The organism is Streptomyces albidoflavus, from assembly GCF_000719955.1.
GTDB classification, from domain to species: Bacteria; Actinomycetota; Actinomycetes; order Streptomycetales; family Streptomycetaceae; genus Streptomyces; species Streptomyces albidoflavus.
In genome coordinates this window covers 184,519-205,262 of sequence record NZ_JOII01000003.1, presented here as the reverse complement: position 1 = coordinate 205,262, position 20,744 = coordinate 184,519, and the positions used below count along the sequence as shown (strand labels likewise).

Annotated in this window: 17 protein-coding genes; 6 read left to right on the top strand and 11 right to left on the bottom strand. The window is 76.0% G+C overall.

All coding sequences use genetic code 11. From position 1 onward, the window contains the following. Positions 1 to 151: 151 nt before the first annotated feature. From IF45_RS0104305 to IF45_RS0104275, 7 genes are all read right to left on the bottom strand, one after another. On the bottom strand, positions 152 to 1,912 hold the full coding sequence (locus IF45_RS0104305; protein ID WP_030305564.1) for an ABC transporter ATP-binding protein: 1,761 nt from the start codon (positions 1,910 to 1,912) through the stop codon (positions 152 to 154). Continuing rightward, positions 1,909 to 3,705: an ABC transporter transmembrane domain-containing protein gene (locus tag IF45_RS0104300; protein WP_030305561.1), complete on the bottom strand. Its 1,797-nt coding sequence runs from the start codon at positions 3,703 to 3,705 to the stop codon at positions 1,909 to 1,911. The genes IF45_RS0104305 and IF45_RS0104300 overlap by 4 nt, the downstream gene beginning before the upstream one ends. An 84-nt stretch (positions 3,706 to 3,789) precedes the next feature. Beyond that, positions 3,790 to 4,563, bottom strand: a complete 774-nt coding sequence (locus tag IF45_RS0104295; protein WP_010641004.1) for an ABC transporter ATP-binding protein — start codon at positions 4,561 to 4,563, stop codon at positions 3,790 to 3,792. An 80-nt stretch (positions 4,564 to 4,643) separates the two neighbouring features. Beyond that, positions 4,644 to 5,726: a FecCD family ABC transporter permease gene (locus IF45_RS0104290; protein WP_030305559.1), complete on the bottom strand. Its 1,083-nt coding sequence runs from the start codon at positions 5,724 to 5,726 to the stop codon at positions 4,644 to 4,646. Then, the gene (locus IF45_RS0104285; RefSeq protein WP_008417377.1) at positions 5,723 to 6,724 is read right to left on the bottom strand and encodes a FecCD family ABC transporter permease; all 1,002 of its coding nucleotides are present in this window, start codon (positions 6,722 to 6,724) and stop codon (positions 5,723 to 5,725) included. The genes IF45_RS0104290 and IF45_RS0104285 overlap by 4 nt, the downstream gene beginning before the upstream one ends. Then, positions 6,714 to 7,586, bottom strand: coding sequence for a siderophore-interacting protein (locus tag IF45_RS0104280; protein ID WP_030305557.1), 873 nt, complete (start codon positions 7,584 to 7,586; stop codon positions 6,714 to 6,716). The genes IF45_RS0104285 and IF45_RS0104280 overlap by 11 nt, the downstream gene beginning before the upstream one ends. 5 nt (positions 7,587 to 7,591) lie before the next feature. Further along, positions 7,592 to 8,656: an ABC transporter substrate-binding protein gene (locus tag IF45_RS0104275; RefSeq protein ID WP_030305556.1), complete on the bottom strand. Its 1,065-nt coding sequence runs from the start codon at positions 8,654 to 8,656 to the stop codon at positions 7,592 to 7,594. 140 nt (positions 8,657 to 8,796) lie between these two features. Here IF45_RS0104275 and IF45_RS0104270 point away from each other — a divergent pair, with 140 nt between their 5' ends. Next, positions 8,797 to 9,585, top strand: a complete 789-nt coding sequence (locus tag IF45_RS0104270; protein WP_008417382.1) for a helix-turn-helix transcriptional regulator — start codon at positions 8,797 to 8,799, stop codon at positions 9,583 to 9,585. 3 nt (positions 9,586 to 9,588) lie between these two features. Here IF45_RS0104270 and IF45_RS0104265 read toward each other — a convergent pair whose 3' ends face one another. Beyond that, on the bottom strand, positions 9,589 to 10,455 hold the full coding sequence (locus IF45_RS0104265) for an alpha/beta hydrolase (RefSeq protein WP_015506826.1): 867 nt from the start codon (positions 10,453 to 10,455) through the stop codon (positions 9,589 to 9,591). 115 nt (positions 10,456 to 10,570) lie between these two features. Here IF45_RS0104265 and IF45_RS0104260 point away from each other — a divergent pair, with 115 nt between their 5' ends. Both IF45_RS0104260 and IF45_RS0104255 read left to right on the top strand, forming a co-directional pair. After that, positions 10,571 to 11,515 (top strand): LysR family transcriptional regulator, encoded by a 945-nt coding sequence (locus IF45_RS0104260; protein WP_003951824.1) that lies wholly within the window; start codon positions 10,571 to 10,573, stop codon positions 11,513 to 11,515. Positions 11,516 to 11,524: 9 nt separating this feature from the next. Continuing rightward, positions 11,525 to 12,004: an HIT family protein gene (locus IF45_RS0104255; RefSeq protein ID WP_030305553.1), complete on the top strand. Its 480-nt coding sequence runs from the start codon at positions 11,525 to 11,527 to the stop codon at positions 12,002 to 12,004. Here IF45_RS0104255 and IF45_RS0104250 read toward each other — a convergent pair. Together IF45_RS0104250 and IF45_RS0104245 are read right to left on the bottom strand one after the other, a co-directional pair. Beyond that, positions 11,997 to 12,308 carry a hypothetical protein gene (locus IF45_RS0104250; RefSeq protein WP_165397667.1) on the bottom strand — a complete coding sequence of 104 codons (312 nt, stop codon included), beginning with the start codon at positions 12,306 to 12,308 and terminating at the stop codon, positions 11,997 to 11,999. The two genes, IF45_RS0104255 and IF45_RS0104250, sit on opposite strands and share 8 nt — an antisense overlap. Positions 12,309 to 12,341: 33 nt before the next feature. Then, on the bottom strand, positions 12,342 to 15,233 hold the full coding sequence (locus tag IF45_RS0104245; protein WP_030305548.1) for a helix-turn-helix transcriptional regulator: 2,892 nt from the start codon (positions 15,231 to 15,233) through the stop codon (positions 12,342 to 12,344). A gap of 351 nt (positions 15,234 to 15,584) precedes the next feature. Between IF45_RS0104245 and IF45_RS0104240 the strand changes: the two genes are divergently transcribed. The 3 genes from IF45_RS0104240 (at position 15,585) to IF45_RS0104230 (ending at position 19,129) form a co-directional block, all read left to right on the top strand. Further along, a complete protein-coding gene (locus IF45_RS0104240) occupies positions 15,585 to 16,253 on the top strand; it encodes a helix-turn-helix transcriptional regulator (protein ID WP_044474650.1) in 669 nt (222 codons plus the stop codon). Positions 16,254 to 16,409: 156 nt separating this feature from the next. Further along, positions 16,410 to 17,081: a Pvc16 family protein gene (locus tag IF45_RS0104235; protein WP_003951819.1), complete on the top strand. Its 672-nt coding sequence runs from the start codon at positions 16,410 to 16,412 to the stop codon at positions 17,079 to 17,081. Beyond that, positions 17,081 to 19,129 carry an ATP-binding protein gene (locus tag IF45_RS0104230; RefSeq protein WP_030305545.1) on the top strand — a complete coding sequence of 683 codons (2,049 nt, stop codon included), beginning with the start codon at positions 17,081 to 17,083 and terminating at the stop codon, positions 19,127 to 19,129. The genes IF45_RS0104235 and IF45_RS0104230 overlap by 1 nt, the downstream gene beginning before the upstream one ends. Before the next feature lie 33 nt (positions 19,130 to 19,162). Here the strand turns inward: IF45_RS0104230 and IF45_RS0104225 are convergent, their stop codons facing one another. Next, positions 19,163 to 20,566: an RICIN domain-containing protein gene (locus IF45_RS0104225; protein WP_003951818.1), complete on the bottom strand. Its 1,404-nt coding sequence runs from the start codon at positions 20,564 to 20,566 to the stop codon at positions 19,163 to 19,165. Positions 20,567 to 20,744 lie beyond the last annotated feature (178 nt).

Below are 20,744 nucleotides of genomic sequence, written 5' to 3'. Positions count from 1 at the left end.
GCCGTTCCGGCCGGGGCAACGTGGTTGTACAACGTTGGAAGGAACGGCAGTTGGCATGACAGCACGCGCACCGCACACTGTCCAGACCCCGTGCACGAGCGCCCGTGACCATGGCTGGAACCGGTAGGGAGGGTGGTGGCGGGGCCCGGTCTCAGCCCTCGCCGTTCCAGGAGCGCCACAGCCCCGCGTAGACGCCGCCGGCCGCCACCAGCTCCTCGTGGGTGCCGAGTTCCACGACGCGGCCCGCCTCCATGACGGCGACCCGGTCGGCGTCGTGGGCGGTCTGGAGGCGGTGGGCGATGGCGATCACGGTACGGTCCGCGCGGACGGCGGCCATGGCGCGCTCCGCCTGCCGTGCCGTCCTCGGGTCCAGCAGCGAGGTCGCCTCGTCCAGGATCAGCGTGTGCGGGTCGGCCAGCTGCACCCGGGCGAGGGTGAGCTGCTGGGCCTGGGCCGCTTCGAGGACGAGCCCGCCGGGGCCGAGCCGGGTGTCCAGGCCGTCGGGCAGCCCGGCCACCCACTCCGCCTCGACGAGGGCCAGCGCCGCGAGCACCGCCGCGTCGTCGGCCCCCGGCGCGGCCATGGTCATGTTCTCGCGCAGGGTGCCCAGGAAGACGTGGTGCTCCTGGGTGAGGAGGACGACGCGGCTGCCCAGTTCGCCGGCGGCGGCCAGCTCGGCGACGGGGACCCCGCCGACCAGGACGCTGCCGCTGTCGGGGGTGTCCACCCCGGCCAGCAGCTTGCCGAGGGTGGACTTGCCCGCGCCGGAACGGCCCACCACGGCGAGCCGTTCACCTGGGCGCACGCTCAGCGTGACGTCGCGCAGGACCTCCTGGCCGGGGAGGTAGGAGTAGCCCACGCCGGTGACCTCGACGAGGTCGCCGGCGGGAGCCGCCACCGGGGTGTCCTGCGGGTGGGCGACCAGTCCGACCCCCTTGATCCGGGCGAACGAGGCGCCGCTGCGCTGGAGTTGTTCGACCCAGACGAGGAGCTGGTCGAGCGGGTCGACCAGCTGCCACATGTACAGCCCCCCGGCCACCACCGCGCCGAGCGAGAGCGCCCCCTCCAGGTACCCGAACCCGCCGGCCAGCAGGATCAGCGCCAGCGGCAGGGTGTGCGCGAACTCGGTGACCGGGAAGAGCACCGACCGCAGCGCGAGGGTGCGTTCACCCGCCCGGTACGTGGTGTCGACGGCCTCGTCGAGGACTTGGCCGCGCCGCTCCTGGAGCCCGTACGCCTCGACCGTACGGGCGCCCAGCGCCGTGGAGTTGAGGATCTCGGAGACCTCGCCCGCCGCCGCACCCTCGGCGAGGTACGCCTCGCGGGAGCGGGCCAGGTACCAGCGGCTCACGCCCGCGATCAACGGCAGCCCCACCAGGGAGCAGAGGCCGAGGAGCGGGGAGAGGAGGAAGATCGCGCCGAAGAGGAAGACGGCCTGGACGACGGCGACGAAGATGTCCGGCCCGGCCGAGCGCAGGGTGGCCGCGACGGTCGCCACGTCGAGGGTGGCCCGGGTGACGAGGTCCCCGGTGCCGGCCTTGTCCGCGACGCGGCCGGGCAGGGCGAGGGCCCGCTCGACCACCTCCTCGCGGAGGCGGGCCAGGGCGCGTTCGCCGAAGCGGTGGGAGACGCCGCGGGCCCAGCGGGTCAGCAGCAACTGGGCCGCCGCGCAGCCCAGTACGGCCGCGGCCAGCAGGTCGATGCCGGAGGCGGCCAGGCCGCCCGCCTGGACCCGGTCGACGATCCGGCCGAGGAGCCAGGGGCCTGACGCCGCCGCGAGGGCGACGAGGCAGGTCAGTACGAGGGTGGCCCACACGGCGCGGGAGTCCTCCCTGACCAGCTGCCGGACGGCCCGGCGGACCGTCGCGGCGTCGGCGACCGGCAGGCGCGGCGCGGGGGCGGGGCGGCTCATCGGGCGTCCCCTTCCAGGGGCCGGAGTGCGGCGTCGGGGGCGGTGCCCCGCAGGACCAGGGCCGCGTAGGCGGGCCGGGTGGCGAGGAGTTCGCCGTGGGTGCCAGTGGCGCGGACCTTGCCGTCGTCCAGGTGGGCGACCTCGTCGGCCTGGGCGAGGACGAGCGGCGAGGTGGTGACGACCAGGGTCGTCCGCCCGCGCCGGTGGGCGGCGAGGCGGGTGGCGACCGTCGCCTCGGTGTGCGCGTCGAGGGCGGAGGTCGGTTCGACCAGGAGGAGCACCTCGGGCTCCGCGAGCAGGGCGCGGGCGAGCCTGAGGCGCTGGCGCTGGCCGCCGGAGACGTTGCGTGCCTGGTCGTCGAGGTGGCCGTCGAGCCCGTCGGGCAGACCGTCGGCGATGTCGGTGGCGGCCGCCGCGTCGAGGGCGGCCCGGACGGTGTCGCCGGGGCGGTCGGTGCGGCCGGAGAGGGCGGTGCGCAGGTCGCCGGCGAAGAGGTAGGCGTCGTGGTCGGCGAGGAGGAGGTGGCGCCGCAGGGCGTCCCGGTCCCAGGCGGCCAGGGGGGTGCCGCCCCAGGTGACGGCGGAGGCGCCGTGCCCGGCGAGGCGTTCGGCGACGGCGCGGGTCTCCTCGGGCCGTACGCCCACCAGGGCGGTGACTCTGCCCGGGGTGACGGTGAGGCCGGAGTCGGGGTCGTACAGCTCGGCCGGGGTCTTCGGCGGGTCGAGGCGGGGCCGGCCGGTGGCGGGCGGTGGGGCCAGGGCGAGGATGTCGGTGACGCGGCGGGCGGAGACGAGGCCGCGGGGCAGGTCGTCGGCGCCCTCGATGAAGGCCGAGACGGGGACCAGCAGCGCGGAGACGTAGCCGTAGACCGCCACCAGTTCGCCGACGGTGATGGTGCCGGCGGCCGCCATGCGCGCGCCGATCCAGGTGACGACGGCGAGGAAGAGGACGAGGAGGCAGGCGGTGAGGGCCTGTACCCAGCTGGTGAGGGCGGCGACGCGGTAGCCGAGCGGGACGAGGGCCTGGGAGCGGGCGTGGTGGCGGGCGGCGAAGACCCGTTTGCCGCCGATGCCGTTGAGGACGCCCAGCCCGGCCACCAGGTCACCGGCGAGCGCGGTCAGCTGCCCCTGCTCCTCGCGGTAGCGGCCCTCGGCGCCGTGGAGCCGGCCGAGCAGCGGGCCGACCGTCAGGGCGAGGGCGGGGACGCCGAGCAGGACGACCAGGGCGAGCAGCGGGGAGATCCCGAGGAGCAGGACGGCGGTGACCGCGTAGGCGGCGGCCGCGCCGACGCCGGGGCCGGTGACGGTCAGGGTCTGGGCGATCCGGCCGATGTCTCCCGCCTGGAGATGGGTGAGTTCCCCGGCGGAGACCTGCCGGGGCAGGGCGGAGCCGAGGCGGGTGACGTGGCGGGTGACCACCTGCACGGTCCGGTAGGCCGCGTCCACCCGGACCCGGGTCATGGTGCGGTGGCGCAGGATGCCGAGGACGGCGAGGGCGGCGCCGGTGGCGAGCAGCGCGCCCGTCCACAGGAGCAGCGCCCCGGCGTCCCGGCCGCGCAGGCCGTCGTCGATCGCCCGGGACATCAGGTAGGGCGGGGCGATGAGCAGGCACATCCAGGCGGTGCCCCAGAGGGACCCGAGCAGCACGCGGCGGCGCTGGCTGGTCGTCAGCCACCACAGGAACCTGAGCGGAGTGCGGTGGTCCGGTACCCCCGGGTCCGCGTAGGGGACCCGGCGTGCGTGGCCCGGCCGCGCTCCTGGGCCGCTGCGATCCCGCCGCTCGTTCCTCGCCATGGTTCGTGCCCCCCGTCCCCGCACGCCGGAGACCGGACGGCCCGGGCGCGTTCACCCGTCCACCCTAGTGAGACGCCCCCGCCGTCACGCGTGCGGGACCACCATCGGCGTCCCGGTGACCGGGTCGGGGACCACCACGCACTCCAGGTCGAAGACGGCCTCGACCAGGGCGGCGTCGACGATGTCGGCGGGGGCGCCCTGGGCGACCACCCGGCCGCCGCGCATCGCCACCAGGTGGTCGGCGAAGCGGCACGCCTGGTTGAGGTCGTGGAGGACCGCGACAACCGTACGGCCCTCGTCGCGCAACCGGGCCAGCAGCCGCAGCAGTTGGTACTGATGGGCAAGGTCGAGGAAGGTGGTCGGCTCGTCGAGGAGCAGGTACGGGGTCTCCTGCGCCAGCACCATGGCGACCCAGACCCGCTGGCGCTGGCCGCCGGAGAGCTCCTCCACGCGCCGCTCGGCCAGTTCGGCGACGCCGGCGGCCGCCATCGCGTCGGCGACGGCCTGTTCGTCGGCCGGGGACCAGGTGGCCAGCAGCGACTGGTGCGGGTAGCGGCCCCGGGCCACGAGCTGGCGGACCAGGGTGTTCTCCGGCGCGGTCAGCCCCTGCGGGAGGAAGCCGAGCCGGCGGGCGACCGTCTTGGGGCGCAGGGCGTGCAGGTCCTCGCCGTCCCAGCGGACGGTCCCGGAGTTCGGGGTGAGGAGCCGGACGAGGGCCTTGAGCAGGGTCGACTTGCCGCAGGCGTTGGCGCCCACGACGGCGGTGAAGGCGCCGTCCGGGATGTCCAGGGTGAGGCGCGGGGCGACCACCCGGTCCCCGTAGGCGAGTTCGAGGGCGTCGGCGGTGAGGCGGGGCATGGCGGTGGGTTCTTTCCGGGGGTTCGGTCTCGGCGCGGGGGCCGGTGGTGGTACGAGGCCGGGGCGGCCGGTGCCGGGGGTCATCGGCGCACCTCGCGGACGAGGAGCCAGAGGAGGTAGCCGCCGCCGACGACCGTGGTGACGGCGCCGACCGGCAGCGCCACCGGGGCGAGGACGGTCTGCGCGGTCAGGTCGGCGACCAGCAGGAGCACCGCGCCGGTCAGCGCGGCCGGGAGCAGCGGGACGCCGGCCGCCCCGGCCAGGCGGCGGCCGATCTGCGGGGCGGCCAGGGCGATGAAGACGACCGGCCCCGCCACCGCGGTGACGGTCGCGGTGCAGCCGACTCCGGCGAGCACCACCAGCGGCCGGTAGCCGGAGAGCCGGACGCCGGAGGTGACGGCGAGGTCGTCGCCGACCGCGACCTGGTGCATGGGGCGGGCCAGCGCCGCGAGCAGCACGGCGAGGGCGGCGAGGATCGCCAGCGGCAGGCGCAGGTCCTCCCAGCCGATGCCGTTGAGCGAACCGGCGCTCCAGCCGACGGCCGCCATGGCGACCTCCAGTTCGGCGCGGAGCACGATCCAGGAGTTGAGCGCGGTGAGCATCGCGTTGACGGCGATGCCGATGACGACCAGCCGCAGGCCGCCGAGGCCGGAGCCGAGCGAGAGCAGGTAGACGACGACGGCCGCGGCCAGCCCGCCGGCCACCGAGCCGACCGCCAGTTGGACGCTGGTGCCGGAGAGCACGGTGAGGGCGACCAGCGCGCCGGTGTAGGCGCCCGCGTCGAGCCCGATCACGTCGGGGCTGCCCAGCGGGTTACGGGTGAGGTTCTGGAAGACGGCTCCGGCGGCGCCGAGGGCGGCCCCGAAGGCCAGCGCCGCCGTCACCCGGGGCAGCCGCCACTCCTGCACCACGAAGGCCGCGTCACCGTGACCGGCCAGCGCGGCGATCACCTCGCCGGGCGCGTCCCAGGCGTCCCCCCGGCACAGCCCCACGAAGGCGAGGACGGCGGCGACGGCGGCCAGGACCACGGCGGCGACGGCGCCGCGCCGCTCGACGGCGGCCGAGAAGGGCCCGATCCGGACGGCCAGCGGGGGCCGGGCGACGACGGGGCTCCCCATCTCCGGGGCACGGTCCTCCCGCGCCCTCTTCTCCTCCACCTTCACAGCGTCACCGCCCCATAGCGTCGTACGGCCCAGATGAGTACGGGTCCGCCGAGGAAGGCGGTGACCACGGCGACCGGCACCTCGCCGGTGGGCAGCAGCAGCCGGGCCGCGACGTCGGCGGTGAGCAGGACCAGCGGGCCCAGCACCATGCAGAGCCCCAGCAGCAGCCGGACCGAGCCGCCGGCCAGGCGGCGGGCCAGGTGCGGGACCATCAGGCCGAGGAAGGCGATCGGCCCGGCCAGCGCGGTCGCCGCCCCGGCCAGCACCGTGATGAGGACCAGCACGGTGATCCGGGTCCGCCGCACCCGGCTGCCCAGGGTGCGCGCCACCTCGGTGCCGAGCCCCAGCGCCTGGAGCGGCCGGGCGGCCAGCAGCGCCCCGGCCAGTCCGGCGACGATCACCAGCAGCGGCAGCAGATAGGGCACCTGCTCCCGCCCGGCGAGCGAACCGACCACCCAGAAGCGGTACGTGTCGAAGACGTCGGGGAGCGTCATGCGCAGGGCGAGCGAGAACCCGGCGAGCACGAACCCGAGCGCGGTCCCGGCCAGCACCAGGCGCAGCGGGGACGCGCGGCCCACGGCGTACACGAGGAGCGCCGCGAGCAGGGCGCCGAGGGTGGCGAGGCCGAGCTGGGCGGCCTGCGAACCGGCGAGGCCCGCGACCGCCCCGAGGGTGACGGCGAAACCGGCGCCGCCGGTCACCCCGAGCACGCCCGGTTCGGCGAGGGCGTTGCGGGTGAGGGTCTGCATGAGCGCGCCGGAGACGGCGAGGGCGGCTCCGACCAGGACGCCGATGACCGTGCGGGGCAGGCGTACCTCGCGGATCACCAGGTGGTGGGCGAGGGTGGTGCCGTCGCCGGGCGGGGCGTCGGTGAGGGCGCGCCAGACCTCGGCCGGCGGCACGGTGCGCGTGCCGACGGCGAGGCTGGCGACGGCGGCGGCCAGGAGCAGCACCAGGACGCCGAAGAGCAGGGCGGTGCGGGGTGGTTCAGTCCTCAAGTCCGGCCACTCCGCGCTTCCAGTAGCCGGTGAACAGGGCGTCGCAGCGGTCCTGGCTCCAGGCCCGCAGCGGCTTGATGTCGCCGGACTCGCCGGCGGCGAAGAGGAAGCTCCGGCCGGGGCGGGCGGGCAGTCCGCGCACCGTGCCGGCGAGCCGGGACGGGCCGCCCGCACGGGTCAGGCGGATCACCTCGACGCCGGGGCGCTCGGCGAGCGGGTAGGCGTGCTCGCACTCCTCGTCGGTCTCCAGCACCACCTGCGCGGAGACGTCCTGCGGGCTCTCCTCCAGCCAGCGGGCGAGAGCCGGCAGGGCGGTGGCGTCCACGGCGAAGAGGTAGTGGTCGTAGGTGTGCGGGAAGGACTTGGCGCCGGGCGGTCCCGCCACGGTGATCCGCTCCCCCAGCGGCACCGAGACGGCCCAGCCGGAGGCGTGCCCGCCCTCGTGGACCACGAAGTCCAGGTCGAGTTCGCGGGCGGCGGCGTCGTACCGGCGCACGGTGTAGACGCGGCTGAGGGGGCTCGGGCGCGGCCAGGTCAGCATGCCCCCGGGGGCGGGCACCGGCGGGCGCAGGGTGCCGTCCGGGTCGGGGAAGACGAGTTTGACGTGGTCGTCGGCCTGGTGGGTGTGGAAGCCGTCGAGTCCGGGGCCGACGAGGGTCAGGCGGACCATGCGCGGGTTGATCCAGGTGCGGGCCAGCACCTCCAGGGTGCGGACCTCGATCGGGTAGGGGATGCGGGCCAGGGCGGTGCCCGCGCGGTGGTGTTCGGCGACCTTGGGACCGGGGTCGGAGCGGTCGACGGTGGGGTCGTCGGGTCCGGCCCGGCGGACGCGGGGGTGCGGGTGGGAGTGTTCGGTGGTCATGCCGGTCACCGGTCCAGGAGCGGCTGGAGCGCCTTGTCGAGGGCGTCCAGGGTGCGCAGGGCGGAGGGGTAGGTCGCGGCCTCGGTGTAGCGCAGCGGCACGGTCAGCCCGTCGCGGACGGCGGGGAGTTCCTTCCACAGCGGGGAGTCGAGCACGTACTGCACGGCGGCGGCCGGTTCGCCGTCTGGCTGCACGGTGTACGTGACGACGTCGGCGTCGCCGAGGCTCTCGGGCAGCTGCTCGATGGAGGGGTTCTCGCTGACGTCGCCGCTGCCGCCGGTCTTCTTCTTCACCTCGCCGTAGTAGGTGACGCCGATGTCCTCGGCGATGTTGGTGCCCCAGGAGCGGGAGAACTCGCGCTGGAAGGAGCCCTTCCCGGCCTCGCTGTAGGCGCCGACGTGGCCGAACCGCCGCCCGTCCAGGACCTTGGCGTACTTCTTGCGCAGCTCGCCGGCGCGCTTCTCGTACGCCTCCTTGGCCTCCTCGAAGTGGTCGAGGCGGCCGGCCGCGTCGGACTGGCGGCGGGAGAGGGTGCGCCAGGCGTCGGGCTGGGTCGGGCCGATCGCGACGACCGGGGCGACCGACTCCAGCCGCTTCACGTCGATGTCGGCGAGGACGGGGGTGGGCACGCCGATCACGATCAGGTCGGGGCGGGCCTTGGCGATGGCCTCGTAGTTGGTCTCGGCGGCGGTCTCGCCGGCGACCTTGGGGACCTTCTCGTAGCGGGCGAGGTGCTTGTCGGTCATCAGGTCCAGGCCGCGCTTCCAGGTGGAGATGCCGACCAGCGCCGCGTCGGCCTCGATCAGGGCCGGCACCGCGTACCCGGTGGCGACCACGCGCTTCGGGTCGGCCGGGATCTCGATCTCGCCGTTGTCGGCCTTGAAGACCCGGGTCTTCGGCTTGTCGCCGGCCTTGTCCTCGGTGGCGGTGCCGCAGGCGGTGAGGCCCAGGGCGAGCGCGAGGCCGAGGGCGCCGGCCCGCAGCGGGGCGCGGAAGAAACGCGGGCGGCGCCGGGCGCCGGGCGCCTCGGTGGCGGGGGTCGGGGCGGGCGGCGGGGAAGTCGGGGACATGGAGCGCGTTTCCTTCGGCGTTCGGTGCGATGAGATGCCACCCGCGAGGGCGACGTGGTTAGGTTAGCCTTACTTATCTACCGGATGTGTCGCTGAAAGGACGCGTTGTGTCGCTCGGGGGACAACGAGGGGACGATCCCGTGCGCTGCCAGGAGTACGGCTACGGCCTGGGGCGCCCGGAGGGCATCTTCGTGCTGCGCTACCAGTCGGCGGGGCCGCTGGAGTTCGGCGCCATCGCCCGGCAGGACTTCCTGCACCAGCTCTACTGGTCGCCGGACGGTGCCTTGTCGGCGCTGCACGGAGCCGAGGCCCGCTTCCTGGGGCCCGGTGAGGCGTTCTGGGCGCAGCGGGCGGTCAGCCACGAGGTGCGGGCCGCCGACCGGCAGACGGTGTACCGGATCTGCCTGCGTGAAGTCCCGGCCGCCCTGGCGGAGTTGCGCGCCGGCCCGGTGGTGGTCCCGGAGGAGACCGGGCGGCTCGTCCGGGGGCTGGCCCGTTCCGGGGTGGCCGAGGCGGACGCGCTGGCGGACCGGGCGCGCATCATGGCGGCCCTGGTGCCGTACTCCTTCGCCGGGGACGGCCCGCCCGGCGCCCCGGCCTCGGGCCGCGGTGCGGGGCACGCGCTGCGGGTGGCCCGCGCGCTGGCCCACGACCCCTCGGACACCCGGGAGCTGGCGGCGTGGGCGGCCCAGCTGCACATCAGCGCCAAGACCCTGCAACGCGACTTCCAGCGGGAGTTCGGCATGTCCTACACCCGCTGGCGGACCCTGCTGCGGCTGAGCGCCGCCCGCGCCCTGCTCGGCACCGAGCCGGTCACCCGGATCGCCCGGCGGGTGGGGTACGCCAGCCCGTCGGCCTTCGTGGCGGCCTTCGCCAAGGAGTACGGGCGGACCCCGGCCCGGTACGCCCGCGACGGGGCCGGGGCCTGAGGCTCAGGCCAGCAGGGCCGCCGCCAGTTCGGCGGGCCGGGCGGCGAACGGGCTGTGGCCGCCGGGGAGGGTCCGGACCGTGAACCGGCGGCCGGGCATGGCCCGGTCGGTCTCCGCGATCATCAGGTCCTGCACCGCCGGGGTGAGCGCCTGGTCCTCCGCGCAGCGCAGGAAGGTGCGCGGGATGCTCCCCCAGCGTTCCGGGGTGAGGGTGACCGGCGTGGTGGGCACGGACAGCGGCACGTCGGTGCCGAGGGCGGCACGCCAGCGGGCGAAGCGGCCGGGCGGGGTGTCCTGGTAGTAGGCGAGGCGGAGTTCCTCCACGTAGGCGGGGTCGGGTGAGAGCGGATTGATCCGTACGGCGCCGAGCGCGGCGGAGTCGCCGAGGGAGAGGGAGTGGCCGCGCGAGGTGGCGTTCTCGGGCGCCTCGATGTAGTCGAGGAAGCGGGGGCGGCCTGCGGGGACGAAGGCGGAGAGGTGGACGAGGGCGTCGACGAGGTCCGGCGCCCGCTCGGCGGCCAGCGCGGCCGGGCCTCCGCCCGCGCTGTGGGCGACCAGGACGACCCGGTGGTGCCGGCGGGCCGCGCGCAGGGTCTGAAGGACGGCTTCGGCACAGTCGTCCATCGTCACGGAGGCGAGCGGGGACCTCTCGGTGAGCAGCCCCGGCTGGCCGGGCAGCAGGTAGCCGCCGGGCAGCGGTCCGTCGAGCCCGTGCCCCGGCAGGTCGACGGCGTAGCCGGCGGCGCCGAGGCGGGCCAGCGCCTGGAGCGTGGCGGCCCACTGGGCGGAGCTGTGCCAGGCCCCGTGCACGAGGACGAAGGCGGTGCGGGAGCGGGCGAGTTGAAGGGCGACGGGCGCGGTGGCGTTCATACCCGCCATCCCACGCGGCCCGCTCCCGCCCGGCCACGGGAAGATCCCGCGGGCCCGCCGACGATACCCAGGGGGTATCGCGCGCCGGACGGTGTCGCGGGGAAGGACGGGGACGATGGAGGCACGGCACCTGCGGTACGCGGTGGCCCTCGCCGAGCACGCGCACTTCGGGCGGGCGGCCACCGCGCTGGGCATCGCGCAGCCACCGCTGTCGAAACAGATCGCCGCCCTCGAACGCGAGGTGGGCGCCCGCCTCTTCGACCGCACCCGCCGGGGCGTCTTCCCGACGGCGGCGGGAGCGGCCTTCCTGGTACGGGCGCGGGCGGCGCTCGCGGAGATCGGCGCGGCCTCCGTCGACGCGGCCCGGGCGGCACGCGGCGAGAGCGGCCGGCTGCGCCTGGGCTTCATCGCCTCGGCCCTGCTGGACCCGCTGCCGGGTGTGCTGCGCCGGTTCAGCCGGGAACGGCCCGGAGTGAGGCTGGAGTTGCACGAGATGGCGTCCAGCCGCAGCAGCGCCGCCCTGGCCGGCGGGGAGCTGGACGTGGCCGTCACCCTCGGCCGGCCGCGCGGAATCGGCGCCGAACGCCTGGTGTCGGTCCCGGTCGGCCACGACCACCTGGTCGCCGTGGTGGGCTCCGGCCATCCGTACGCGGGACTGCGGTCGGTGGCGGTGGCCCAACTGCTCCACCAGCCGCTGATCCTGGCCTCCGGCGAGGACGAGCCGGCGGTGGCGGCCGGGCTGCGCGACCTGCTCGGCGAGGGCTCCCCGGCGCTCGCGTCGGCGACGGTCGCCCGGGACGTGCACACCGTCATCGGCCTCGCCGCCTGCGGGGTCGGGGTGGGCCTCGGACCCTCCCGGATGCTGGCGGCCCCGCGTCCGGGCACCTGGTTCTGCGAGGTCACCCCGCGCACCCCGCTCCCGGACCTGGTGCTCTCCTTCTCCCCCGAGGACCGCTCCCCCGTCCTGGACGCCTTCCTCGACGTCGTCCGCGCCAACTGCCCGGTCGTGGGCGCCGCTCTGGACCGGCGGCTCGGCCCCCGGAGCGAGGCGGCGGGGTAGGTTCGGCCCATGAGCGACGACTGGCGGACGGACCGCGTCGGCAGCGCCCTGCGCGGCGAGAACCCCACCGTACTGCGCCGGCTGACCGCCGGCTTCGCCGTCATCGGCGACGTGCAGTTCCTCCCGGGCTACTCGGTGCTGCTGGCCGACGACCCCGCCGTGGACAGGCTCTCGGACCTCCCCCGCCCCAGGCGGCTGGAGTTCCTCTCCGACATGGACCGCCTCGGCGAGGCCGTCGAACGGGCCTGCGCTCGCGCGGACCCCGCCTTCCTCCGCGTCAACCTGGAGATCCTGGGCAACACCGACGGCTTCCTGCACGCCCACGTCTGGCCCCGGTACGCGTGGGAGCCAGCGGAGCTGGTGCGCCGGCCGGTCTGGCTCCACCCCCGGGACCGGTGGAGCGACCGGCGGTACGCCCTCGGCCCGGGGCACGAGGTGCTCCGCGAGGCGATCGGGGAGGAGCTGGACCGCAGCGCCCTCGCTAGCTGAGCGACAGAAGCATCACGAGCAGGAACAGCGCACTCGGCGTGAGCAGCATCGCGGCCAGGTGCCCGAGGAGGGTCCGCGGCAGGCCCGCCCCGGCGAACAGCACCAGCCCGGCGGCGAGCCAGATCCCGTAGATCTCGGCGCCCAGGATCCAGGAGGCGGTCTCCTCCTCGCGGGTGGAGGCCCCCGCCCCGGCCACCATCCACCAGAGGACGACGCAGCAGAGCAGCAGATCGCCGACGACGACAGCGAAGGCCGCCGGCCTGTCCGACCGGCGCAGCCGGCTGCGCAGTTCTACGAGGCTCACAGCCACGGGAGCCTATACGGGGCGCGCGTCCGCCTACGGCCGTGGGGCCCGGGCCGACCCCCGCTCCAATCTCCCCGGCAGCTCCGTCCTGCGCCGTATGCCGAGCTTGCGGTAGGTACTGGTCAGGTGGGTCTCCACGGTGCGGCGGGCGAGGTGCAGCAGGTCGGCTATCTCGGTGTTGGTGTGCCCTTCGGCGGCGAGGGTGGCGATGCGGTGCTCGCTGTCGGTGAGGGCGACGGAGCCGGTGCGGGCCGCCGCCGGATGGCGTGCCCCGCCCTCGCGCAGGGCCTGGGAGGCGAGCCCGAGCCAGCGCACGGCGCCGGAGCGTTCGGCCAGTTCGGCCGCCTCGCGCAGCCGGACGCGGCCCCGGCCGCGCTCCCCGGCGGCGACCAGCTGGCGGCCCTGGGCGAGAAGGGCCGGGATCAGCTCCGCCAAGGGGTCGCCGGGGACCTCGCGCAGGGTGTCGACGGCTTCCTCGGCCAGTTCCAGGCCGTGGCGGCCGCCGGTGGCGGTGCCGAGGACGCTCAGGGCGCGGCCGACCGTGCGCGGGGTGCCCCACACCCGGGCGAGCCGCACTTCCTCCGTCGCCAGGTCCAGCGCCTCCTGACCGCCGCCGAGTTCCAGCCGGCAGGCTGCCACGGCGCTGCGCCACGGGGTGACGACGGGACTGACCACCTCGCGGGCGCTCTGCCTGCGCCCGCACTCCAGGAAGTCGTGGACCGCGCCCGCCGGGTCGCCGGTGGCGGACCGCAGCACGCCGCGCGCATAGAGGAAACGGTTCACCTCCCAGCCGTCCGGCGCCGAGTTCAGGTCGAAGCGGCCCGCGAAGCCGCGTGCCTCGTCGGTGCGTCCGGTGTGGACCAGCGCCATCAGCACATGGGCGTCCTGGTTGGTGGGGACGGCGCGGGCCTCGCCCTGGCGCCCGGCCCGGCCCGAGGCGAGCAGGCGGGCGTGGTCGCCCCGGGCGGCGGCGATGTCGGAGCCGGTGTTGAGCAGGGCGGCGAGCATCGGGTGGAGCAGCCCGGGGTGCTGCCCGGCGAGCCCCCGCTCGACCAGCCGGTCCGCCTCGTCGAGCTCGTCGGCCCACTGGGCGACGGCGGCGGCCGTGCCGACGAGGAAGGGTTCGGCGAGCGGATCGGTGGGCTGGGCGAGCAGCTCCCGCATCCGGCGCATCGCCTCGGGCGCCGAGACGAGCCCGGCCGTCGCGGCGTACCGGACGAGGAGCGCCTGTCCGGCGGTGCCCACCAGTTCCGGGGAGCGTTCGCCGGTCTCGCAGAGCCAGCGGTACACCTCCTGCCTGCTGGCCAGGTCGCCGTCGGAGACGAGCGCCGAGGCGGCCCGTACGGTGCGGGCCAGCCCCGGGTGGCCGGAGAGGCTGCCGCCCGCGCGGCGCAGCACCTCCATGGCGGTGCGGATCTCGCCCCGGGCGGCCAGGGCGGCGCCGAGCGCGACGGCGGTACGGACCCGGTCGCGCGGCCCGGCGGGCAGGTGCTGGGCCTCGGCGAGGCGGGCGATGGCGGCGGGGGCGTCGGCGGAGGCGTACTCCAGGGAGCCGAGCTGGGTGAGGAGCCGTTGCCTGAGGCCGCCGGTGAGTTCCTCCTCCAGGGCGCGGCGCAGGTAGCCGACGGCGTCGTAGGGGCGGGCGTCGTGCACGGCGACGGTGGCGGCGTCGCGCAGGACGCGCAGGGCCCAGGGCGGTCCGGCGGCCGGGACCCGTAGCAGGTGGCGTGCGATCTCCTCGACGCGGTCGCCCCGGCGCGTCATCGCCTCGGCGGCCGCCCGGTGGGCCGCCTGCCGGCGGCGCAGGGGCCAGCCGGTGAGGACGGCGTCGCGCAGCAGGGGGTGGGCGTAGCGGGGGCGGCCGGCGGCGTCGGTGCGGAGCAGGCCGAGCCGGCCCATGGCGGCGAGCCAGCCGGCGACACGGGCGGGGTCCGCCCCGGCGGCCTCGGCGAGGAGCCCGGCCGGGTCGCGGGCGGCCGCGCCGGACCCCCCTACGGTGGGGGGACGTTCGCGCACCGACGGGTGGGGCGGCTCCGGCGGGGCGTCCGTCCCGGTGTCACCGGCGGCGGACGGTGACGGCCACGCCTCCTCCAGCGCGGCCAGGCACCGGGCCACCTCGGCGGTGGCGGCCCCGGCGTTCTCCAGCCACCAGGAGACCGCGGCCGGGTAGGAGCCGGGGTAGAGCGCGGCGCAGCTCTCGGGCAGGGCGGGCACCCCGTCGGCGGCGGGTGCGTCCGGCTCCGGCCAGGGGGTCGCGCCGAGGTCGTCGAGGAGTGCGTGGAGGAAGAGCGGGACGCCCGCCCCGGCACGTACGCAGGCTTCCGCCCACACCTCGCCGGCCGCCGGGAACGCCTCGCGTACGAGGGCGGCGGCGGCCTCGTCGCCGAGCGGGGCGACGGTGCGGGTGCGGACCAGGGAGGGGGCCAGCGACTGGGCGAGCCCCGGGGGCCGGGGTTCGATGTCGTACTGGCTGCGTTCGGTGGCGACCAGCAGGAGCGGTAATCGGTCGAGGCGGCGGGCGGCGTCCAGGAGCCAGCGGCGGGAGGGGTCGTCGGCGAGGTGGACGTCGTCGACCGCCACGAGCAGCGGGGCCTCGGCGGCGTACGTCCGCAGGGTCCGCCAGAGCCGGGCGGCGGTGCCCCGTTCGTCGCCCTCGGGGACGAGGTCGGCGAACTCGTCCTCCGGGCTGAGCAGTTGCCGGACGGCGGCGAGGGGGACGCCGGTGTCCTCGGGTGAGCAGCGCGCCCGCAGCACCCGCAGGCCCCGGGCTGCGGCGGCGCGGACAGCGGCGTCGAGGGCGGTGGTGCGGCCGGTGCCGGTGGCGCCGCGCAGCAGGACCAGGCGTCCGCTGCCGCTCCGGGCGCGCTCGATCTCGGCCGCGAGGGGCCCGTCGTGGTGAGGGTGCTCGCGTGGCGGTCGGGTCATCGGTGCCTCCGTGTGCTCGATCCTGCTCCCCCGCTCTGTGAGACGCGGGAGCGCCGGGGTTCGGTGGGGTGAGAAGACCCACGCGGGGATACGGCGTGTCGCGCTCGACGGCGCGCGCTGTGGTGACGGTCACGGTGGGGAGCGGGCGGCCCGCGCCTCTCCCCCGACACCGCTCCGACCTGCGAGGACAGGGGACTTCCACGGGTCTCGGCGGGGCGGCCGGCACCGGTCTCGTGGTGTGCCTCGTGGTGGTCCACGATTGCGCCCGGGCCGGTGGCGGCAGAAGTGTGGATCTTGCCTGGAGGCTGGCGGTCGGCGCCGGCCGGCGGGCTCGTGAACAGGGGATGACGGTTGCTCAACTCATCGTGGACTGCCTCCACTCCCGCCCCCGACGGCGGCCGGGGCGGGCCCGTGCCGGTGGCGGTGGTCGCCGCCGACCCCATCAGCAAGGAGGGCGCGGTCAGCCAGTTGCGCCGCCAGCCCGAGGTCGAACTGCGGGAGGAGTCGGCGCCGGGCACGGTGGCGCTGGTGGTCGAGAACGCGCTCGACGAGAACGCCGTCGGGCGGCTGCGCCGGATCGTGCGCGGCGAGGGGGCGCGGGCCGCCCTGGTGGTCGGCACGCTCCAGGAGCGCGAGTTGCTGGACGTGGTCGAGTGCGGGGTCGGCGCCATCGTCTGGCGCCACGAGGCGACCGCCCGGCGGCTGGTCTCGGCGGTGCTGGCCGCCTCGCGCGGCGACGGCGACCTGCCGGCGGACCTGCTGGGGAGCCTGCTGAGCCAGGTGGGCACCCTCCACCGCGGCGCGGTGGGGCAGCAGGGCGGTCCCTCGCTGGGGCTCACCCCACGTGAGGTGGACGTGGTGCGGCTGATCGCGGAGGGGCTCGACACCGGGGAGATCGCCGGCAAGTTGTCGTACTCCGAACGCACTGTCAAGAACGTGATCCACGGGGTCACCACCCGGCTCCACCTGCGCAACCGCGCACATGCCGTGGCCTTTGCCCTCAGGGAAGGATACATCTGACCGAACGGGCAGCCGAGAGGGCCAGGAGGGCAGCCCACGATGCCCTCCCGTCGTCCCCGCCGCGCCTGCGGGCCCGGCCGGGCCCCGGGCAGGATCGGTGGTGCACGCGGACCGGCGGCAGGGCGGTGCGGCAGGCGGCGAGGCGGGAGCGCGAGAGTGATCCACGAGGTGGACGAGGTCCTCAAGGGGCTGTTCGGCACCGGGGTACTGGCCGGGTCGGGAATCGACGTCTCCTTCGAGGCGCCCACCCGGGACTGGGCGGCACGGCGCAACGCCCCCGTGGTCAACGCCTACCTGTACGACATCCGGGAGGACGTGGCCCGGCGCCAGCGCGGCCAGGAACCGGTCCGCGACGCGGCGGACATCGTGGTGCGGCGCCGCCGCCCGCCCCGCTGGTTCCGCCTCTCCTACCTGGTGACGGCCTGGACGAAGACCCCGCAGGACGAACACCGCCTGCTCTCCGCCGTCCTGGCGACGCTGCTGCCCCGCGAGGTCCTGCCCCCGGCCGAACTGCCGGGCGCGCTGGGGGCGCTGGGCCTGTCGGTGCCGCTGACGGTGGCGGGCATCCAGACGGAGTCGCGTTCGCTCGCCGAGATCTGGTCGGCGCTCGGCGGCGAACTGAAGCCCTCGGTGGACCTGGTGGTGACGGTGCCCTTCCCGTCCTACCCGGAGTACGACGCGGGCCCGCCGGTCACCGAGGGCGCGACGGTGCGGCTGCGCGGCGTGAACGGCGATCCGCCCCGCTCCGGCGAACGCTCGCACCGGCCGCGCCAGGTGGCGGCCGTCCGCGCGGCCCGTGAGGCGGCACGCCGCCGCCGGGGCTCGTGATGACCGCCTACGACCCGCCCCTGCCCGGCCTCGCCGAGGACGTACCGGACGCGGCGGCACCGGCGCTGCTGGCCCGGCTGGCCGTACTGCGCGACGGGGTGGCGGCCCTGGTGGCGCGACGGGCGGCCGGTGACCCGACGGCCGAGGACCCGCTGCGCGGGCTGTACGTCTCCGACGAGGCGGCGCGGCAACTGCTGGACCGGTGGCGGCCGGAGGAGGAGGCCGAGGAGTCCGGCGCGCCCGCCCCGAGCGCCGTCGCGGCCGGGGCCCACCCGGACGGCGCGCCCGGCGACCGCCTGGCCCGGCTGGCCTTGCGGGCGGGACTGACCGGCCTGGACACCGCCCTCCTGCTGATCGCCCTCGCCCCGGACGTGGACCGGGGCGTCGAGCCGCTCTACGGCTACCTCAACGACGACGTGAGCCGCCGCCGGGCCACCGCCGGGCTGGCCCTGGAGCTGTGCGGGGTGCCCACCTCGCAGGCGGCGGCCCGGGCGCGGCTGCACGCCTCGGCGCCGCTGCGGGCCTGGGGCCTGCTGGAGGTGGAGGAGCCCGAACGCCCCTTCCTGACCCGCTCGTTGCGCGTCCCCGACCGGGTGGCGGGGCATCTCCTCGGCGACGACACCCCGGACGCCGCCCTGCTCGGCCTGTTGCAGCCCCTGCCGCCGCCGCTCCCCCAGGACCCCGAGGCCACGGAGTTCACCCGGCTGCTCGCCGCCCGGCTCGGCGCGGGCCCGGTCACGGCCTACCTGCGCGAGCCGCGCGAGGGCGACGGCCTCGCCGTACTCGCCGCCGCGCTGCCCGCCGCCGGGCTCTCCGCGCTGACCTGCATGGCCGCCGAGGAGCGGGTCCCGGAGCTGCTGCGCGAGGCACGGCTGACCGGGCGGCCCCTGGTCGTCCCCGGCCTGCCCGAGCGGCCCGGTCCGCTGGTGCGGGCGCTGACCGCCGCGCCGGACGTGACGGTGCTGCTGACGGACCGCCGCCCCTACGACCCGGAGTGGTCGCCCGCCGACGTGCTGGTGCTGGACGCCCCCGGGCGCCGGGCCGGCGGGACGGCCGCGTGGCGCGCGGCGCTCGGCGCGGACGCGGACGGCTTCGACCTGGCCGCCGCCGTGGCCCCGTACCGGCTCGGTGGTGACCGGGTGCGGCGGGCGGCGCGGGCGGCCCGCGCGCTGGCGGAGTTCGAGGGCGCGCCGGTGGGCGCGGCCCACGTCCGGCGCGCCGCCCGGCGCCAGTCGGCCTCCGGCCTCGAACAGCACGCCCGGCGCATCCGGCCGGCCGTGGACTGGGACGATCTGGTGCTGCCCGAGGGGCCGCTCAGCCAGTTGCGGGAGCTGGCGCTGCGCGCCCGCCACCGGGACCGGGTGCTCGGCGAGTGGCGGCTGAACGCGGGCGGCGGGCGCGGCCGGGGGGTGCTCGGGCTGTTCGCGGGCGAGTCCGGCACCGGCAAGACGCTCTCGGCCGAGGTGGTCGCGGCCGACCTCGGACTCGACCTGTACGTCGTCCAGTTGTCCTCGGTGGTCGACAAGTACGTCGGGGAGACCGAGAAGAACCTGGAGCGGATCTTCACCGAGGCCGACCGGACCGACGCGGTCCTCCTCTTCGACGAGGCGGACGCGGTCTTCGGCAAGCGTTCGGAGGTGAAGGACGCCCACGACCGGTACGCCAACATGGAGAGCGCCTACCTGCTCCAGCGGCTGGAGTCCTTCGAGGGGATCGCGCTGCTCACCACCAACCTGCGCGCCAACATCGACGAGGCGTTCACCCGCCGTCTGGACCTGGTGGTGGACTTCCCCTTCCCCGACGCCGGGCAGCGTCTGGCGCTGTGGCGGCACGGCCTCTCGCACGTACCGCACGAGGAGGGGACCGACCCGGCGGAGCTGGCCCGGGAGTTCGAGCTGGCCGGCGGGTCCATCCGCAGTGCCGTGGTCACCGCCGCCTATCTCGCGGCCGGCCGGGGGACCCCGGTGTCCGGCGGGGACCTGCTGGAGGGTGCCCGCCGCGAGTACCGCAAGGCGGGCCGCCTGGTGCCCGGTGAGGGCGGCTGGTGAGCCGCCCTCACCGGAGCTCCGGCCGGCCTTCTCTCAGGAGCCCGTCTTCTGCTGCGTGGGCATGATCTCCCACTCCTGGTCGTCGGTGAGGGTGCAGGTGAAGATGAGCAGCCGGGCACCGATCTTGCCGTCGCCGGAGCCCGCGACCTCCAGGCAGAGGTTGTTGCTGACGGCGTTGCGTATCCAGTAGGCGCCGTTGTCGAGTTCCTGGGCCCACCAGAGCTGGTTGTCGTTCATGGTGCCGTCGCAGGTGAACTCCGAGATCGGGGTCCTGATCGGCTGGGGGCCGAACTTCGGCAGGTCCATGCAGAGCCGGTCCATGGTGTTGCGGATCAGGAAGAGCGGGGCGCCGTTGGGGCCGCCCTTCTCCTGGGTCACCACGAGGTCCCAGAGCTGGTTGTCGCCCGTCTCGTGGCAGGTGGCCTGCTGGACCCGCTCGTTGATCTTGCCCTTGCCCCGGTCGGGGACGTCGGCGCAGTAACCGGTGGTGGTGTTGCGCAGCAGGACCCGTTCGGCGGGCACCACGCCCGGCTCCTCGGTCGGTGAGGGCTCGCCTCCCCCGCCGCCGTCGGCTCCGCCCGCGGGCTCCTCGCTGGGCTCCGGCTCGGGCTCGGGCGGCGGCGCCTGGCTCGGCGGGTCCGGGGTGGGGCTGGGGGCGAGGGCGTCGGCCGCGGCGGCCTGTTCGGTGGCGCTGGTGCGGACCTGCGGCTTGTAGGCGATCCAGATCATCACGAAGGCGATGGCCAGGGCCATGAAGATGCCGAGGAAGGTGGCGAGCCAGCGCGGCAGGAACCCGCGCTGCACGTAAGTGCCCTCCACCTCGCCCGGTTCGGCGCCGGAGCGGCGCAGGGTCAGGGTGAAGGGCCGCTCCTCCTTCGAGCCGAACCAGATCTTCTGCCGCGGCCGGACCACGGTGTCGACGAAGGCGGCACGCCCCGGTTCGATCTGCACGTTCTGCGGCCGGATCTCGTACGACAGGTGGTCGCCGTTGTCGCTGCCGCTGACGGAGGCGGTGACCTTGGTGTTGCCGAGGTTGTCGACGGCCAGCCGGGGGCGGCCGCGGAAACGGCCCTTGACGGTCACCGGCACCAGCTCGGCGCGGACCTCGGTGAAGGGGGAGACGGTGATGTTGCCCTCGGGGACGGTCACCGCCTCGGGGTGTTCGGTCGGGGTGATGCGCACCGCGTACGGGTTGGGGCCGGCCACCGCGTCGGGCGTACGGGGCGGGGAGAACGTCAGTTCCACCGTGCCCGTCGTCCCGGGGTAGAGCCGCAGCGTCTGCGGTTCCACCCGGGTCCAGGGCGCGAGGGCCCCCACGGGTTCGAACCGGTACTCGTCCACCACGTCGCCGGTGTTGCGCACCCGCAGCCGCACCTGCGCGGAGCCACCGGGCTCGACGCTCGCCGACGCGGGCTCAAGGGAAGTCCATAGGCTCACGCAGCCACGCTAGACAACGTCCGACGCCCCGTCACGGGCCACGGGGGCAGACCTCGCTGCCCGCGCGGGCAGGGTCGCCGGGCAGGCTTCGGCCGGCGAGGCGTGGAGCGGCGTTCCCCGGGGAAGTTCCCCGGCGGCACCCCTCCCTGGTTGCCGGAGCGCCGGGCCGGCCCGGCGA

Bases quoted from the DNA above. Each gene is read 5' to 3' on its own strand.
- IF45_RS0104305 (WP_030305564.1), bottom strand. From the start codon at position 1,912: ATGAGCCGCCCCGCCCCCGCGCCGCGCCTGCCGGTCGCCGACGCCGCG.
- IF45_RS0104300 (WP_030305561.1), bottom strand. From the start codon at position 3,705: ATGGCGAGGAACGAGCGGCGGGATCGCAGCGGCCCAGGAGCGCGGCCG.
- IF45_RS0104295 (WP_010641004.1), bottom strand. From the start codon at position 4,563: ATGCCCCGCCTCACCGCCGACGCCCTCGAACTCGCCTACGGGGACCGG.
- IF45_RS0104280 (WP_030305557.1), bottom strand. From the start codon at position 7,586: ATGACCACCGAACACTCCCACCCGCACCCCCGCGTCCGCCGGGCCGGA.
- IF45_RS0104275 (WP_030305556.1), bottom strand. From the start codon at position 8,656: ATGTCCCCGACTTCCCCGCCGCCCGCCCCGACCCCCGCCACCGAGGCG.
- IF45_RS0104265 (WP_015506826.1), bottom strand. From the start codon at position 10,455: ATGAACGCCACCGCGCCCGTCGCCCTTCAACTCGCCCGCTCCCGCACC.
- IF45_RS0104260 (WP_003951824.1), top strand. From the start codon at position 10,571: ATGGAGGCACGGCACCTGCGGTACGCGGTGGCCCTCGCCGAGCACGCG.
- IF45_RS0104255 (WP_030305553.1), top strand. From the start codon at position 11,525: ATGAGCGACGACTGGCGGACGGACCGCGTCGGCAGCGCCCTGCGCGGC.
- IF45_RS0104245 (WP_030305548.1), bottom strand. From the start codon at position 15,233: ATGACCCGACCGCCACGCGAGCACCCTCACCACGACGGGCCCCTCGCG.
- IF45_RS0104230 (WP_030305545.1), top strand. From the start codon at position 17,081: ATGACCGCCTACGACCCGCCCCTGCCCGGCCTCGCCGAGGACGTACCG.